A 14,704-nucleotide genomic window follows, 5' to 3' on the forward strand; every position below is an offset into this window, starting at 1 on the left:
ACCGCGTGGCCACCTGGTGATCATCACGGCAGACTGAGGCCATGAGTTCAGCCAAGTCCAAGGCCGCGAAGTCCAAGCCCGGTAAGGACAGAGCCGGCAAGGACAAGCCCGGTAAGAACGGGGCCGGCAAGGGGACGCCGGCGACGGTCGCGGCGGCCGAGGCGGGGATCGACTGCGCCCTGCACCCGTACGAGGCCGACCCCGCCGCCGAGTCGTACGGCCAGGCCGCGGCCGACGCGCTGGGCGTCCCGCACGAGCGGCTGTTCAAGACGCTGCTGGCCGAGGTCGACGGGAGCCTCACCGTGGCGGTCGTCCCGGTCTCGGCCACGCTCGACCTGAAGGCCCTGGCCGCGGCCACGGGCGGCAAGAAGGCCCGGATGGCCGAGCCGCGCGACGCCGAGCGCGCCACCGGGTACGTGGTGGGCGGGATCAGCCCGCTCGGCCAGCGCCGCCGGCTGCCCACCGTGGTGGACGCGTCGGCCTCAGTCTTCGCGACCGTCTACGTCTCCGCCGGCCGGCGCGGACTGCAGATCGAGCTCGCTCCCGCCGACCTCGTCCGCCTCACCGGCGCCGCGGTCGCGGGAATCGCCCGCGGGTAGCCGCTTCAGCACCGCCTCCAGCGCCCCGTACACGGCCACCGCCACCAGCGGCCAGGCGAACAGCAGCCCGGTCGCCCGCAACTGGGCGGCGCCGGTGACGGTACGGCCGTCGGGCGCGCGCCGTACGGCGTCCTGGAAGCCGCCCAGGCCGATCTGGTGGCCGAGCCGCCAGGCCAGCAGGGAGCCCGCGAGGCCGCCCACGGTCAGCGCGAACAGCAGCGCCAGGTCGTTGCGCCGGCCGCCGGCCAGGTACGCCGCCACGCCGCAGACCAGGCCCGCGACCGCGGTGATCACCGCGTACCGGCCGTCCACGCCGATCGGTCCCTGACCTTCGGGTTCGGCGAGCAGCGCGCGGCCCTGGACCACGATGTAGGTCACCTTCGGGGAGATCTCCGCCCACAGCAGCCCGGCGGGGATCCCGAGTAGTGCGATGATCAGAGTGGTGACCGCCCAGGTCCGTAAGGTCCTCACGGTCGGTCGCCGCACCTCGTACGCTCCCTTTGACGGTTGGCCGGAACAGCGAAAGCCTAGCCTGGCCCGGTCAGCCGACCGACAATGGATGGTGCCCGGTTCACGCCGCCGAGCGGCCCGACTACTGAGATAATGTGCCCGACATGTCCGGATTCAGCCCCGCGTTCGAACGCCTCGGCGCCGCCCTGGCCGCGGTCGTCCTCCAGCAGCAGGAGACGCTGGCCGAATTCCTGCCCCGCGAGGACTGGAGCGCCGACCTGACCGCCCGCAGCTACTCCAGCGGCGGGGTCACGGTCCAGGTGTCGCTGCTGGGCAGCTACGCGGCCCGCGAGCGCACCTGGCTGTGGGGGTGGGCCAACCCGCAGTTCGGCGACGGCCATCCGGCGGTCGAGCCCATCCTGGCCATCCGCGGCCTCGGCCGCCGGCTCGGCATCCCCGAGTTCACCACCCCCGAGGTCGACCTGAGCTGGTACGACGGCCCGGCCGGGCACGGCGGCGAGCTGATCGCCATGGCCGCCGGCGGCGTGCTGGGCGGCGGCGGCTACATCGGCGCCGGGTACGACGGCGGCTCGGCCTATCTCCACGTGGACGACCCGCAGGCTCCGCCCGCGGTCTGGGACCCCGTTCCGGTCCCCCGGCTCCTGATGAACGCCGTCAGCCTCTTCCCGCGCGATCCCCGGCTGACCCTGGCCCGGCTGCTCAGCCGGCACCGGATCGGCTACCGCGAGGACGACGGCTTCACCGAGGTCGCCCTCCCCGGCGGCGGCACCGCCCGCGCCCAGTTCGACGGACTGGGCCGATTCATCGACTGGGCCGAGCTTTCTGTCGACGCCCTTGGCGTCGGGCGCTGAACGCCCTCCTTCGGCGGGCGTCGCGGCGATCGCTGGCATCGCTCCGAACTCGCCTGACGGCTCGCTGCGCGATCAGTTCCTCGCAGGCTCGGAACTGGCTTCGCACGCGATCGCAACGGTTGGGCCCGTTGGTGGTTGAGCAGCCGGTCGAGGTCAGTGCGGCCCTATAGCCGCGGCTAGCTCAGGCAGGATGGGCCTAGTAGTTGCTTCAGGTCGCCCATGAGGGCGGGGGACGGGGCTACGCGGAGTTTGTCGTCGAGGCGGACGACCGTCGTCCTGGGGCCGTTCTGGAGGTGCAGGTGGACCTCGGCGCTGCCCGGGTGGGTGACCAGGACCTCCTTGAGGCGTGACACCAGGGGCGGGGTGCAGCGGCCGATCTGGAGGGTGACCGAGAGCGGGCCGGACGCGTCGGTGACGGTGAGGTCGGGCTGGGTCACCTCCATCGCGATGATCTTGGCGACGTCCTCGCGGCGGTCCAGCCGGCCCTTGACCACCAGGACCGCGTCCTCGGCCAGCAGCGTGGAGCACAGCTGGTAGGACGAGGGGAAGCACATCACCTCGATCGCCCCGGCCAGGTCCTCCAGCTGGAACATGGCCCAGGAGTTGCCCTGCTTGGTGACCTTGCGCTGCAGCCCGCCCAGCAGGCCGGCCACGATGACCACCTGGCCGTCGGGCCGCTCGCCCTGGTTGAGCGAGGCGATCGTGCAGTCGGCCTCGCGCTCCAGGATGTGCTCCACGCCCAGCAGCGGGTGGTCGGACACGTACAGGCCGAGCATCTCCCGCTCGAAGGCCAGCAGGGTGGTCTTGTCCCACTCCTCGTCCTCGGGGATGGCCACCGAGAACGCGTCCTCGCCGCCGTCGTTCTCCATCGCGCCGAACAGCGAGTCCTGCCCGATGGCCTCCTTGCGCTTGATGTCGATCACCGAGTCGATGGCCGGCTCGTGCACCATCAGCAGCGCCTTGCGCTGGTGCCCGAGGTCGTCGAAGGCGCCGGCCTTGATCAGCGACTCCACCACGCGCTTGTTGCACACGATCGGCGGGACCTTGGCCAGGAAGTCGTTGAAGTCGGCGTAGGCGCCCTTCTCCTTGCGGGCGGCGACGACGCCGTCGACCACGTTGGTGCCGACGTTGCGGACCGCCGAAAGGCCGAAGCGGATCTCGGAGTCGCCCAGCGGGGTGAAGTCGGCCTCGGAGGTGTTGACGTCCGGCGGCAGCACCGTCAGCTTCATCCGGCGGCACTCGTTGAGGTAGAGCGCGCTCTTGTCCTTGTCGTCGCCGACCGAGGTGAGCAGCGCCGCCATGTACTCGGCCGGGTAGTTGGCCTTGAGGTAGGCGGTCCAGTACGACACCAGCCCGTAGGCGGCGCTGTGCGCCTTGTTGAACGCGTAGTCGGAGAACGGGACCAGGATCTCCCACAGGGTCTTGACGGCCTCCTTGGAGAAGCCGTTGTCGACCATGCCCTGCTCGAAGCCGACGAACTGGGCGTCCAGCTCGGCCTTCTTCTTCTTGCCCATGACCCGGCGGAGCAGGTCGGCCTTGCCGAGCGTGTAGCCCGCGACCTTCTGCGCGATCGCCATGACCTGCTCCTGATAGACGATCAGGCCGTGGGTGGTGCCGAGGATCTCCTTGAGCGGCTCCTCCAGCTCGGGGTGGATCGGGGTGATCTCCTGCTGGCCGTTCTTGCGGAGCGCGTAGTTGGTGTGCGAGTTGGCGCCCATCGGGCCGGGCCGGTACAGGGCGCCGACGGCGGAGATGTCCTCGAAGTTGTCGGGCTTCATCAGCCGCAGCAGCGAGCGCATCGGGCCGCCGTCGAACTGGAACACCCCGAGGGTGTCGCCGCGGCCCAGCAGCTCGTAGGTCTTCGGGTCGTCCAGCGTCAGGGCGAGCAGGTCGACGTCGATGCCCCGGTTCTTCTTGATGCCGTGCAGCGCGTCGTCGATGATCGTCAGGTTGCGCAGGCCCAGGAAGTCCATCTTGAGCAGGCCGAGCGTCTCGCAGGTCGGGTAGTCGAACTGCGTGATGATCGCGCCGTCGGCGTCCCGGCGCATGATCGGCACATGGTCGGTGATCGACTCGCCGGACATGATGATCCCGGCGGCGTGCACCCCGGTCTGCCGGATCAGGCCCTCCAGGCCCTGCGCCAGATCCATGATCTGCTTGACGTCGGTCTCTTCCTCGTACAGCTTGCGCAGCTCGCCCGCCTCGCCGTGGCGGGGATGCTTGTCGTCGAAGATCCCCGACAGCGGGATGTCCTTGCCCATGACGGCGGGCGGGAACGCCTTGGAGATGCGGTCGCCCAGCGCGTACGGGAAGCCCAGCACGCGGCCGGCGTCCTTGATGGCCGCCTTGGCCTTGATGGTGCCGAACGTGGCGATGAACGAGACCTTGTCCGCACCCCACTTCTCGGTGGTGTAGCGGATCACCTCGGCCCGCCGGTCTTCAGGGAAGTCGATGTCGATGTCGGGCATCGACGCGCGCTCGGGGTTGAGGAAGCGCTCGAAGAACAGCCCGTGCGGAATCGGGTCCAGGTCGGTGATGCCCATCGCGTACGCGACCAGCGAGCCGGCGGCGCTGCCGCGGCCCGGCCCGACCAGGATCCCGTTCTCCTTGGCCCACATGATGAAGTCGGCCACGACGAGGAAGTAGGACGGGTAGCCCTTGCCGAGGATGACGCCCATCTCGTACTCGGCCTGCCGCTCGTACCCGTCGGGCAGGCCCTGCGGGAAGCGGCGGTGCAGGCCCTTCCAGACCTCCTTGCGGAACCAGCTCTCCTCGGTCTCGCCCTCGGGGACGGGGAACCGGGGGCTGAGGTCCTGGTACTCGAACATGCCCGACGGATCGACCCGCTCGGCGATCATCAGGGTGTTGCGGCAGCCCTCGGCCCAGATGTCGGAGGAGTCGATCGACCGCATCTCGTCGGCGGTCTTGAGGTAGTAGCCGCTGCCGTTGAAGCGGAACCGGTCGGGGTCGGCCAGCTGCTTGCCCACCTGGACGCACAGCAGCGCGTCGTGCGCGGTGGCCTCGCTCTCGTGCGTGTAGTGCGAGTCGTTGGTCACCACCGGCGGGATGTCCAGCTTCTTGCCGATGTCGATCAGGCCCTGCCGGACCCGCTTCTCGATGTCCAGGCCGTGGTCCATCAGCTCGAGGAAGTAGTTGTCCTTGCCGAGGATGTCCTGGAACGTGGCGGCGGCCTTGAGCGCCTCGTCGAACTGGCCCAGCCGCAGCCGGGTCTGGACCTTGCCGGACGGGCAGCCGGTGGTGGCCATCAGGCCGTCGGCGTGTTCGGCCAGCAGCTCCTCGTCCATCCGCGCGTACTTGAAGACGAAGCCCTCGGTGAACGCCCGGCTGGAGAGCTTGAACAGGTTGTGCAGCCCGGTCCGGTTACGCGCCCACAGCGTCTTGTGGTTGATCAGCCCGCCGCCGGAGACGTCGTCCCGCTTCTGGCTCGGCTCGCCCCACTGGACCTTCTTCTTGTGGTAGCGCGACTCGGGCGCCATGTAGGCCTCGATGCCGATGATCGGGGTGACCCCGGCGGCCATCGCCTGCTTGTGGAAGTCGTAGGCGCCGTGCATGTTGCCGTGGTCGGTCATCGCGATCGCCGGCATGCCCTGCCGGCCGACCTCTTCGAACATCTGCTTCAGCCGGGCGGCGCCGTCCAGCATGGAGTACTCGGTGTGGACATGCAGATGTACGTACGAGTCGGCCATGCCTCGTGCGCCTCCTAGTCGTCGCATGCGACCGCCCACGTGCGGCCCGCACGTGGCGCGAGAGTCGGATCCGGGGGAAGATCGCCACCTCGGGACGGACCCGGGATGACGCGGTGCTGAGAGCCTAACCCTCCCCGGCGGCCGCCCGGACCCCGACACTCCGTTCTCCGGGAGAGGCGGGGGGTCGTCCGGGAGAGGCGGCGGCGCGGCCGTCGCGGTACGCGCCGGGAGGCACACCGACGGTGCGCTTGAAGTGGCGGGTCAGGTGGGCCTGGTCGGCGAATCCGGTACGGGCCGCGACCTCGGCGGGCCGCAGCCCCTCCTCCAGCAGGGCGCGGGCCCGACGCACCCGGACCTGGTTCAGGTAGGCGTGCGGCGGCAGCCCGGTCGCCGCCCGGAACGCCCGGACCAGCTGGAACGTACCGGCTCCCACGGCCCCGGCCAGGTCGTCCAGGGAGGGCGGATCCTGCAGGCTTTCGTGAAGGATCTCACGTGCGGCTCGTACGGCCCTGGGCACCCGGACCTCGCCCTGGGGCTCGGGGACGTGCCCGGCGTGCCGCAGCAGGCGCGCGGCCGCCGCGCGGAACAGCGAGGAGGTCGCCAGGGCGTCGCCGCGCTCGCCGGAGCGGTGGACGGCGCGCAGCAGCACGGCCGCCTCCGGGTCCGCGATGATGGGCTCGCGGAAGTGCGGCGTACCGGGCGGGGCGCCGAGATCGGCGGCGATGCCGCTCATCACCTCGACGGTCGGGTACAGCACGCGGTAGGCCCAGCCCTCGGGGACGCCCGCGTAGCCGGTGTGCACGACGCCCGGGTCGACCGCCAGGACCGAGCCGGGCCCGGCGCGCTCGATCCGGTCCGCGTACTCGAACTCCTCCACCCCGTCCTCGATCAGGGCGATGGCGTACTCGTCGTGGGTGTGCCGGCCGTAGCGGTGGGTCACGAAGCGGGCGCGCAGCAGGTCGACGCCGGGCAGCCCGGGATGGTTCCAGTAATGAGCCATCTCACTCTTCATACCTGACATGCTAGCCCTCTCCGGCGGCTCGCGCCCGTCTCATGCCATGAGACGTCACGTCCAGGGATTGGCGCCACCGGATCCGGGTCCCGTACCATTGCGGACATGGATCGTCGTCATTTCGGGTTTATGCGGCCGGCCCCGGTCGAGCCGGTCGGCGCCACCTGAGCGACGACCCCCGGAGCCGGCCGAGGCAGAGTCCCCCGCGGACTCTGCCTTTTTGATTCCGATGACACCGGGCACCTGGCGATACCCCTCCGGCGCGACGCCGTGATCACCCACCGCTGCCCGGAAGCGCCACCAGAGAGGGACCTCGACATGACCGACCGGACCACCACCGCCGAGACCGCCGCTGCCGCCGCCACGAGCCGCTCCACCACGGGCGCCTCGACCACGGGTGCCTCGACCACGGGGATCGACGAGCTGACGCTGGCGCTGCCCCGTACCGCGAGCCTCGCCACCCTGGCCGACGCCCGCGCGGCGATCGACGGCATCGACACCGCGATCGCCGCCCTGCTGGAACGCCGCGCCGCGGTCGCCGGAGTGGTCCAGCGCCTCAAGCCGGTGGGCGGCTTCGCCGGGCGCGACCCGGAACGCGAGCGCCTGATCGTGGCCGCCATGGCCGAGCACGCCCCCTCGCTCGCGCCCGGCCACCTCGCCCGCATCGTGAACGCGGTCATCGAGGCCGGCCTGGACGCGGCCGAGCGCAAGAACGTACAAGACCACCCGGACCCGGCCGAATAGCGTCGGCGGCATGAAGGCGACGGAATCGACAGTGCCGCCGGACGAGCAGGAACCGCCGGGCCCGGCCCCGGACCGTTCCGCGGCGGTACGGGACGGGCTGGGCGTGGGCCTGGCGGTCGGGGTCTCCGGGCTGGCCTTCGGGGCGGCCGCGATCACGGCCGGGGTCTCGGTGGCGCAGGCGTGCGTGCTCAGCCTGATCGCCTTCACCGGGGCCTCGCAGTTCGCCCTGGTCGGCGTGATCGGCGCGGGCGGCGGCCTGGTGACGGGCGTGCTGGGCGCGGTGCTGCTCGGCGGCCGCAACGCGCTGTACGGGCTGCGGCTGGCCGATCTGCTGCGGGTCCGGGGCGCCCGGCGGCTCCTCACCGCGCACGGGGTGATCGACGAGACCACGGCCGTGGCGACCGCGCAGCCCGACCGGGCCACGGCCAGGATCGGCTTCTACACCACCGCGATCAGCCTCTACATCACCTGGAACCTCGGCACGCTGCTGGGCGCGGCCGGCGCGGCCCGGCTGGGCGATCCGGAGGCGTTCGGGCTGGACGTCCTCGGCCCCGCGGTCTTCCTGGCGCTGCTGTGGCCCCGGCTCACCGCCGGGCGGACCGAGACGCGGGTGGCGGCGGGCGCCGGAGTGATCGCGATCGCGACCACACCGTTCCTGCCGGCCGGGATCCCCGTGATGGTCGCCGCGGTCGCGGCGCTGGTCGCGCTCGTCCCGTTCCGTAACCGGGCCCGTCCCCGGAACCGTTCCGAGGGGAAGGGCACGTCATGACCGTATGGATCGCGGTGATCGCCACCGGAGTCGGCTGCTACCTGCTCAAGCTGGGCGGCCTGGTCACCCCGCAGCGGGTCCTGGACGACGCCCGGGTGCGCCGGTTCACCGATCTGGTCCCGATCGCGCTGCTGAGCGCGCTGATCGCCGTCCAGGCGCTGGCCCCGGAGGGCCGGACGCTGGAGCTCGACGGGCCCCGGCTGGCCGGGCTCGCGGCGGCCGTGGCGGCACTGCTGCTCCGGGCGCCGTTCCTGGTGGTGCTGGCCGTCGCGGCCGGAGTCGCCGCGGGCCTGCGCCTGATCATCTAGCCGGCCGGAGCCGGGTCAGGACTCCGACTGGACGATCTCCAGGGCCCTGGCCAGGTCGTCCGGGTACGGGCTCTCGAACTCCACCCGCTCGCCCCGCGTCGGGTGCTCGAACCCCAGCCGCGCCGCGTGCAGCCACTGCCGCTTCAGCCCGAGCCGCGCCGAGAGCGTGGGATCGGCGCCGTACGCCAGGTCGCCCACGCAGGGATGGCGGATGGCGTTCATGTGCACCCGGATCTGGTGGGTACGGCCCGTCTCCAGGTCGATGTCCAGGAGCGTGGCCGCCCGGAAGGCCTCCACCGTGTCGTAGTGGGTCACCGAGGGCTTGCCGCCCGCCACGACGGCGAACCGGCCGTCGCCGGCGGGATGCCGGTCGATGGGGGCGTCGACCGTACCCCGGAACGGGTCGGGATGCCCCTGCACCAGCGCCTGGTAGCGCTTGTCGACGGTGCGTTCCTTGAAGGCCCGCTTCAGCCGCGAGTACGCGACCTCGCTCTTGGCGACGACCATCGCGCCCGTGGTGTTGGCGTCCAGCCGGTGCACGATGCCCTGCCGCTCGGCCGCGCCGCTGGTGGCGACGGTGTGCCCGGCCCCCAGCAGGCCGCCCAGGATGGTGGGGCCGTTCCAGCCGGTGGTCGGGTGGGCCGCGACGCCGATCGGCTTGTCGACCACGACGATGTCGTCGTCCTCGTACAGGATCCCCATGCCGGGGACCGCCTCGGCGACCGGCGCGGGGGCCGAGGGCGGCGGCGGCAGGGTGACCTCGAGCCAGGCGCCGCCGTGCACGCGGTCGGACTTGGCCACCTCGCCGCCGTCGAGCAGGACGTCGCCCGCCGCGATGATGTCGGCGGCCCGCGCGCGGGACAGGCCGAACAGCCGCGCCAGCGCGGCGTCGACCCGCTCTCCCTCCAGGCCGTCGGGGACCGGGAGGCTGCGTACGTCCGCCATCAGGCCTTCTCCCCCGACGCCTTCTCGGGGGCCTCGGATGTTTGAGGGGGCTCGGGTGTCTCGGGGGCTTCGGAGACCTCGGCCGTTCCAGGGGCCTCGGGTGCCGCAGAGGCGTCGGCGGGCTCGGCCTTCTCCGTGGGTACGGGCTCGGCCTTCTCCGGGTCCTTCGCGGACTTCTTGCCGCTGATCCGGGTGCCGTCCAGCTGCAGGCCGCGCGCCGCCAGGACGACGGCCAGGACGCCGCCGCAGACGATCGCCGAGTCGGCCAGGTTGAACACCGGCCAGTTCGGGACCTCGATCCAGTCGACCACGTGGCCCTTCAGCGGCGCGGGCGCGCGCAGGAACCGGTCGGCCAGGTTGCCGAGCGCGCCGCCCAGCATCAGCCCCAGGCAGACCGCCCAGGGGAAGCTGCGCAGGTCGCGGGCGGTGCGCAGGATGGCGATCACCACTCCGCAGGCGATCACGGTGAGGACCACGGTGTAGCCGGTCCCGATCGAGAACGCGGCGCCGCTGTTGCGCGTCTCGCGCAGCGTCAGCAGGCCGCCCAGCAGCCGGATCGGTTCGCGGTCCTGCAGCGTGGCCACCACGATGCTCTTGGTGACCACGTCCAGGGCCAGTGCGGTCAGCGCGATCATGATCAGCACGCCGACACGGCGCGGCCGGGGGGATCCCGTCGATCCCCCGGCGGCGCTCTCGGATTCTGTTGCGTCGTTCAGCGACGTTCCTCGCGTTGTTTGCATGACACGCACAGCGTCGCACGTGGAAAGGCCTGAAGGCGCGCCTTCCCCACCGGCCTGGCACAGGACTCGCACGTCCCGTAGGTGCCGGCGTCGATCCGCTGTACGGCCCGCTCGTTCTGTGTGAGCAGGTCACGCGAATTGTAGGCCAGCGAGAGCTCATGCTCGCGCTCGTAGGTCTTGGCCCCGGTGTCGGCCTGGTCGTCGCCGGCGCCGTCGGCGGTGTCGCCCTCGGCGATCTGCGTGGTGGAGGCGGCGATCTCGGCCTCCAGCCCGGCGATCTGCTCCACCAGCGCCGCGCGCACCTCGGCCAGCTCCGTACCGGTCCAGCGGTCCTCGCCCTCGCGTACCGGCAGGGTGGCGGCCCGGGCCGCCACCTCCGACCGGTCGGAACGGGCGGACCGCTTGGCCGGAGCCGCCTTGGCGGCGGGCTTGGCGCTGGGCTTGGCAGTGGGCTTGGTGCTGGGCTTGGCCGCCGGAGCGGCGCGCTTGGCCGTGCCCCGCTTGGCAGGGCTCTTCCCGGCCGCGGCCTTGGAGGCCGGGCGGGCCGCGCCCTTGCCCGTGCCCTTCGCCGCGGGCCCGGTGTTGTTGGGCGCCGTGCTGTTGGGCCCCGTGCTCTTGGGCGCCGTGCTCTTGGGCGCCGTGCTCTTGGTCCCTGTGCTTCTGGTCCCCGTGCTCTTGGCCGGGGTGTCGGCGGTGGGCGTCGCGCCCCTCCCCGCGGCCATGTCGGCCCCCCTCGCGCTGATCTTGTCGACGGGCAGTGCGGGCAGCATAGGTTCCCTTTCGGCGAGACGGCAAACAACCTGGCTCCGTTACAGGCCGCATATGCCCGGTGACGGTGCGCCGAGAACCCGGACGCCCGCACAATCTGCGAAAGAGAGTTCCGCCACACCGGCCACGGGCGCCCCCGGAGCAGGGGAAATGGAAAGAGTTTTGCGGCCGCGTGCGTTACTCTCACAGCGAGCAGTCATAGGGCAGGCCGTGATGGGGACACCTGCCGCCGTACGCAGCCATGAGCGACCCGGGGACGGTGCGAGCCCGGGGGCGAGCCCGGCGGTCCGATCACCCCGGAGCCGCCGGAGGAACCGCCGGACCCGATCTCCACGATCCGGGCCCGGCTCAGTAGACCCGGCCGCCGAGACTCGAACGAAGCGGGTCGCGCCGCGCGTGAACGTACGCACGAGCGCGGTCAAGGAGGGTGGTACCGCGGGATCCGGCCCGGCAGATCTGGGCGGGCGTCTCGTCCCTCCGGTCCACGTGCAGTACTCACGTCGATCCGGAGGTCCGCCCACGTGACCCGCAATTTCCGGCCCCTGCCGTCGCAGGTCGATCTGCCCGCCCTGGAGCGGGAGATGCTGGACCGCTGGCGGGAGGGCAAGGTGTTCGAGCGGTCGCTCGAGCGCACCGCGTCCGGTCCCCGCTGGCTGTTCTACGAAGGCCCGCCCACCGCCAACGGCATGCCCGGCGTGCACCACGTCGAGGCCCGGGCCTTCAAGGACGTCTTCCCCCGCTACCGGACCATGAAGGGCTACCACGTCCCCCGCAAGGCCGGCTGGGACTGCCACGGGCTGCCCGTCGAGGTGGCGGTGGAGAAGGAACTCGGCCTGACCGGCAAGAAGGACATCGAGGCCTACGGCATCGCCGAGTTCAACGACCGCTGCCGCGAGTCGGTGCTGCGGCACGTGGACGCCTTCGAGGAGATGTCCGAGCGGATGGGCTTCTGGGTGGACACCGCCCAGGCGTACCGCACCATGGACCCCGAGTACGTCGAGGCGGTCTGGTGGTCCCTGAAGGTCATCTTCGACAAGGGCCTGCTGTTCCGCGACTTCCGCATCACCCCGTACTGCCCGCGCTGCGGTACCGGCCTGTCCGACCATGAGCTGGGCCAGCCCGGCGGGTACGAGACGGTCACCAGCCCTTCGGTGTACGTGCGGATGCCGGCGACCTCCGGGCCGCTGGCCGAGCTGGGCGCGTCCCTGCTCATCTGGACGACCACGCCCTGGACCCTGGTCTCCAACACCGCGGTCGCCGTCCACCCCGAGGTCACCTACGTCGCGGCGCGCCCGGCGGGCTCCGACGAAGTGCTCGTGGTGGCCGAGCCACTGGTGGACGAGGTCCTCGGTGAGGGGGCCGAGCGGCTGGCCACGTTCCAGGGCACCGAACTGGAACGCACGACCTACACGCGCCCGTTCGACCTGGTGGACATCCCCGACGCGCATTACGTGGTGCTGGGCGACTACGTCACCGTCGAGGACGGCACCGGGCTGGTCCACCAGGCCCCCGCGTTCGGCGGCGACGACCTGACCGTGTGCAAGAACTACGGCATGCCGGTCGTCAACCCGATCGGCCCCGACGGCCGTTTCCTGGCCGGCGTGCCCATGGTCGGCGGCAAGTTCTTCAAGGACGCCGACGAGTCGCTGACCGACGACCTGCGCGCGCGCGGGCTGCTCTACCGCGGCGGCCACTTCGACCACAGCTACCCGCACTGCTGGCGCTGCCACACGCCGCTGCTCTACTACGCACTCCCCGCCTGGTACATCCGCACCACGGCCGTCAAGGACCGGCTGCTGGAGGAGAACGCCAAGACCAACTGGTTCCCCGAGAACGTCAAGGAGGGCCGGTACGGGGAGTGGCTGCGCAACAACGTCGACTGGTCGCTGTCCCGCAGCCGGTACTGGGGCACGCCGCTGCCGCTGTGGGTGTGCGGTGAGGACGAGAGCCACATCACCTGCGTGGGTTCGCTCCAGGAGCTGGGCGAGCTGGCCGGTCAGGACCTCTCCAACCTCGACCCGCACCGTCCCTTCGTGGACGACGTGACCCTGCCCTGCGCGCAGTGTGGTGGCGAGGCGCGGCGCGTACCCGACGTCATCGACGCCTGGTACGACTCGGGGTCGATGCCGTTCGCCCAGTGGGGCGCACCGCACCGCAACAAGGAGGTCTTCGAGGCCTCCTACCCGGCGCAGTACATCTGCGAGGCCCAGGACCAGACGCGCGGATGGTTCTACTCCCTGATGGCCGTCGGCACGCTCGTGTTCGACCGGTCGTCGTACGAGAACGTCCTGTGCCTGGGGCTCATCCTGGCCGAGGACGGCCGCAAGATGAGCAAGCACCTGGGCAACGTGCTGCGGCCCATCCCGCTGATGGACGAGCACGGCGCCGACGCGCTGCGCTGGTTCATGCTCGCCAGCGGGCTGCCCTGGGCGTCCCGGCGGGTCGGGCACGGCGCGCTGGAAGAGATCGTCCGCAAGGTGCTCCTCACGTACTGGAACACCGCCTCGTTCCTCGTCCTGTACGCGAACGCGGCGGCGTTCACCCCCGACCAGTCCGCCCCGACCGACCTCCCGGGAGGCCAGGGCGAGGCGTGGACACCGGACCGCCTGGCCGAGGCACCCGCACCGGCCGACCGGCCGATGCTGGACCGCTGGGCCCTGGCCGAGTTGCACCGCACGATCCGCGAGGTGGACGCGGCGCTGGACGGCTTCGACACCGCCGCGGCCGGCCGCCGGCTGGCCGAGTTCGTCGACGACCTGTCCAACTGGTACGTCCGGCGTTCGCGGCGGCGCTTCTGGGAGGGCCCGCAGACGCCCGGCGGCGCCGCGGCCTTCGCGACGCTCTACGAGTGCCTGGAGGGCCTGACCCGGCTCATGGCGCCCCTGACGCCCTTCCTCAGCGACTACGTCTGGGACGTGATCCGTCCCGCCGACGCGCCCGAGTCGGTCCATCTGACCGAGTTCCCGTCCGTACGGGAGGACCTGCTCGACGCCGAACTGTCGTCCCAGATGGCGCTGGTTCGGCGCCTGGTGGAGCTGGGGCGGTCCGCGAGGGCGACAAGTGGGGTACGGACCCGCCAGCCCCTGGGACGCGCTCTGGTGGGCGCGCAGGGATGGGCCGGCCTTCCGGCGGAGCTGCGCGCGCAGATCTCCGAGGAGCTCAACGTGCTGGCGTTCGAGGAACTGTCCTCGATCGGCGGCGACCTGGTCGAGTACGAGGTGAAGCCGAACTTCCGCGAGCTCGGCAAGCGCTTCGGCAAGGACACCCCCAAGGTCGCCAAGGCGGTCACCGGGGCCGGCGCCGCCGGGCTGGTGGCCGCGCTGCGGGCCGAGGGGACCGTCACGGTCGAGGCCGAGGGCGTCGGCGCGGTGGCCCTCGCCCCCGCCGAGGTGATCGTCACCGAGCGGCCGCGCAGCGGCTGGGCGGTGGAGAGCGCCGGGGGCGAGAGCGTCGCGCTGGACCTCACCGTGACGCCCGAGCTGCGCCGCGCGGGCCTGGTCCGCGAGGCCGTACGGCTCGTCCAGGACGCCCGCAAGTCCACCGGGCTCCAGGTCACCGACCGGATCGAGCTGTGGTGGCGGGCCACCAACGACGACCTGGCCGAGGCACTGCGCGCGCACGAGAGCGAGCTCGGCGCCGAGGTCCTGGCCGAGGCGGTACGGGAGGGCCGCCCCGCCGAGGGCGGCGCCGACCACGGGCTGCCCGCCCAGCAGGACGACGAGCTGGGCCTGACCTTCTGGCTCCGCAAGGCCTGAACACCCAGATGGCCAGAACACCCGTCATGCCGACC

General features: G+C 71.7%; 12 protein-coding genes. 6 read left to right on the forward strand and 6 right to left on the reverse strand.

What is annotated here, in order from left to right:
• The first annotated feature begins 41 nt into the window (after positions 1-41).
• Positions 42-599, forward strand: a complete 558-nt coding sequence (gene ybaK / locus ACH34Q_RS04045; RefSeq protein WP_395981347.1) for a Cys-tRNA(Pro) deacylase — start codon at positions 42-44, stop codon at positions 597-599.
• Here ybaK and ACH34Q_RS04050 read toward each other — a convergent pair.
• On the reverse strand, positions 483-1,070 hold the full coding sequence (locus ACH34Q_RS04050; RefSeq protein WP_395981348.1) for a hypothetical protein: 588 nt from the start codon (positions 1,068-1,070) through the stop codon (positions 483-485). The genes ybaK and ACH34Q_RS04050 overlap by 117 nt on opposite strands.
• 143 nt (positions 1,071-1,213) lie before the next feature.
• Here ACH34Q_RS04050 and ACH34Q_RS04055 point away from each other — a divergent pair, with 143 nt between their 5' ends.
• Positions 1,214-1,921, forward strand: coding sequence for a DUF6882 domain-containing protein (locus ACH34Q_RS04055; RefSeq protein ID WP_395981349.1), 708 nt, complete (start codon positions 1,214-1,216; stop codon positions 1,919-1,921).
• A 176-nt stretch (positions 1,922-2,097) separates the two neighbouring features.
• On the opposite strand, the gene dnaE is transcribed toward ACH34Q_RS04055, so the two are convergent.
• Together dnaE and ACH34Q_RS04065 are read right to left on the reverse strand one after the other, a co-directional pair.
• Positions 2,098-5,628: a DNA polymerase III subunit alpha gene (gene dnaE, locus ACH34Q_RS04060; protein WP_395981350.1), complete on the reverse strand. Its 3,531-nt coding sequence runs from the start codon at positions 5,626-5,628 to the stop codon at positions 2,098-2,100.
• A 124-nt stretch (positions 5,629-5,752) separates the two neighbouring features.
• Complete coding sequence (locus ACH34Q_RS04065) at positions 5,753-6,640, reverse strand: AraC family ligand binding domain-containing protein (protein ID WP_395981351.1); 888 nt, start codon at positions 6,638-6,640, stop codon at positions 5,753-5,755.
• Between the two features lie 318 nt (positions 6,641-6,958).
• Here ACH34Q_RS04065 and ACH34Q_RS04070 point away from each other — a divergent pair, with 318 nt between their 5' ends.
• The 3 genes from ACH34Q_RS04070 to ACH34Q_RS04080 are packed head-to-tail and all read left to right on the forward strand — an operon-like array spanning position 6,959 to position 8,461.
• Positions 6,959-7,384 carry a chorismate mutase gene (locus ACH34Q_RS04070; protein WP_395981352.1) on the forward strand — a complete coding sequence of 142 codons (426 nt, stop codon included), beginning with the start codon at positions 6,959-6,961 and terminating at the stop codon, positions 7,382-7,384.
• Positions 7,385-7,394: 10 nt separating this feature from the next.
• Entirely contained in the window at positions 7,395-8,153 is a 759-nt protein-coding gene (locus ACH34Q_RS04075; protein ID WP_395981353.1) for an AzlC family ABC transporter permease, read from the forward strand.
• A complete protein-coding gene (locus ACH34Q_RS04080) occupies positions 8,150-8,461 on the forward strand; it encodes an AzlD domain-containing protein (protein ID WP_395981354.1) in 312 nt (103 codons plus the stop codon). Before ACH34Q_RS04075 ends, ACH34Q_RS04080 begins: the two co-directional genes overlap by 4 nt.
• A gap of 15 nt (positions 8,462-8,476) precedes the next feature.
• On the opposite strand, the gene ACH34Q_RS04085 is transcribed toward ACH34Q_RS04080, so the two are convergent.
• From ACH34Q_RS04085 to ACH34Q_RS04095, 3 genes are all read right to left on the reverse strand, one after another.
• Complete coding sequence (locus ACH34Q_RS04085) at positions 8,477-9,406, reverse strand: RluA family pseudouridine synthase (protein ID WP_395981355.1); 930 nt, start codon at positions 9,404-9,406, stop codon at positions 8,477-8,479.
• Positions 9,406-10,041 carry a signal peptidase II gene (locus ACH34Q_RS04090; RefSeq protein WP_395981626.1) on the reverse strand — a complete coding sequence of 212 codons (636 nt, stop codon included), beginning with the start codon at positions 10,039-10,041 and terminating at the stop codon, positions 9,406-9,408. The genes ACH34Q_RS04085 and ACH34Q_RS04090 overlap by 1 nt, the downstream gene beginning before the upstream one ends.
• A gap of 77 nt (positions 10,042-10,118) precedes the next feature.
• Positions 10,119-10,520 carry a TraR/DksA family transcriptional regulator gene (locus tag ACH34Q_RS04095; protein WP_395981627.1) on the reverse strand — a complete coding sequence of 134 codons (402 nt, stop codon included), beginning with the start codon at positions 10,518-10,520 and terminating at the stop codon, positions 10,119-10,121.
• Positions 10,521-11,435: 915 nt separating this feature from the next.
• Between ACH34Q_RS04095 and ileS the strand changes: the two genes are divergently transcribed.
• Positions 11,436-14,669, forward strand: a complete 3,234-nt coding sequence (gene ileS / locus ACH34Q_RS04100) for an isoleucine--tRNA ligase (protein WP_395981356.1) — start codon at positions 11,436-11,438, stop codon at positions 14,667-14,669.
• Positions 14,670-14,704: the final 35 nt, after the last annotated feature.

The sequence above is a fragment of the Actinomadura sp. 9N407 genome, assembly GCF_044326315.1.
Taxonomy (GTDB): domain Bacteria; phylum Actinomycetota; class Actinomycetes; order Streptosporangiales; family Streptosporangiaceae; genus Spirillospora.

Bases quoted from the DNA above. Each gene is read 5' to 3' on its own strand.
- ybaK (WP_395981347.1), top strand. From the start codon at position 42: ATGAGTTCAGCCAAGTCCAAGGCCGCGAAGTCCAAGCCCGGTAAGGAC.
- ACH34Q_RS04055 (WP_395981349.1), top strand. From the start codon at position 1,214: ATGTCCGGATTCAGCCCCGCGTTCGAACGCCTCGGCGCCGCCCTGGCC.
- dnaE (WP_395981350.1), bottom strand. From the start codon at position 5,628: ATGGCCGACTCGTACGTACATCTGCATGTCCACACCGAGTACTCCATG.
- ACH34Q_RS04065 (WP_395981351.1), bottom strand. From the start codon at position 6,640: ATGAAGAGTGAGATGGCTCATTACTGGAACCATCCCGGGCTGCCCGGC.
- ACH34Q_RS04070 (WP_395981352.1), top strand. From the start codon at position 6,959: ATGACCGACCGGACCACCACCGCCGAGACCGCCGCTGCCGCCGCCACG.
- ACH34Q_RS04075 (WP_395981353.1), top strand. From the start codon at position 7,395: ATGAAGGCGACGGAATCGACAGTGCCGCCGGACGAGCAGGAACCGCCG.
- ACH34Q_RS04080 (WP_395981354.1), top strand. From the start codon at position 8,150: ATGACCGTATGGATCGCGGTGATCGCCACCGGAGTCGGCTGCTACCTG.
- ACH34Q_RS04085 (WP_395981355.1), bottom strand. From the start codon at position 9,406: ATGGCGGACGTACGCAGCCTCCCGGTCCCCGACGGCCTGGAGGGAGAG.
- ACH34Q_RS04090 (WP_395981626.1), bottom strand. From the start codon at position 10,041: ATGATCGCGCTGACCGCACTGGCCCTGGACGTGGTCACCAAGAGCATC.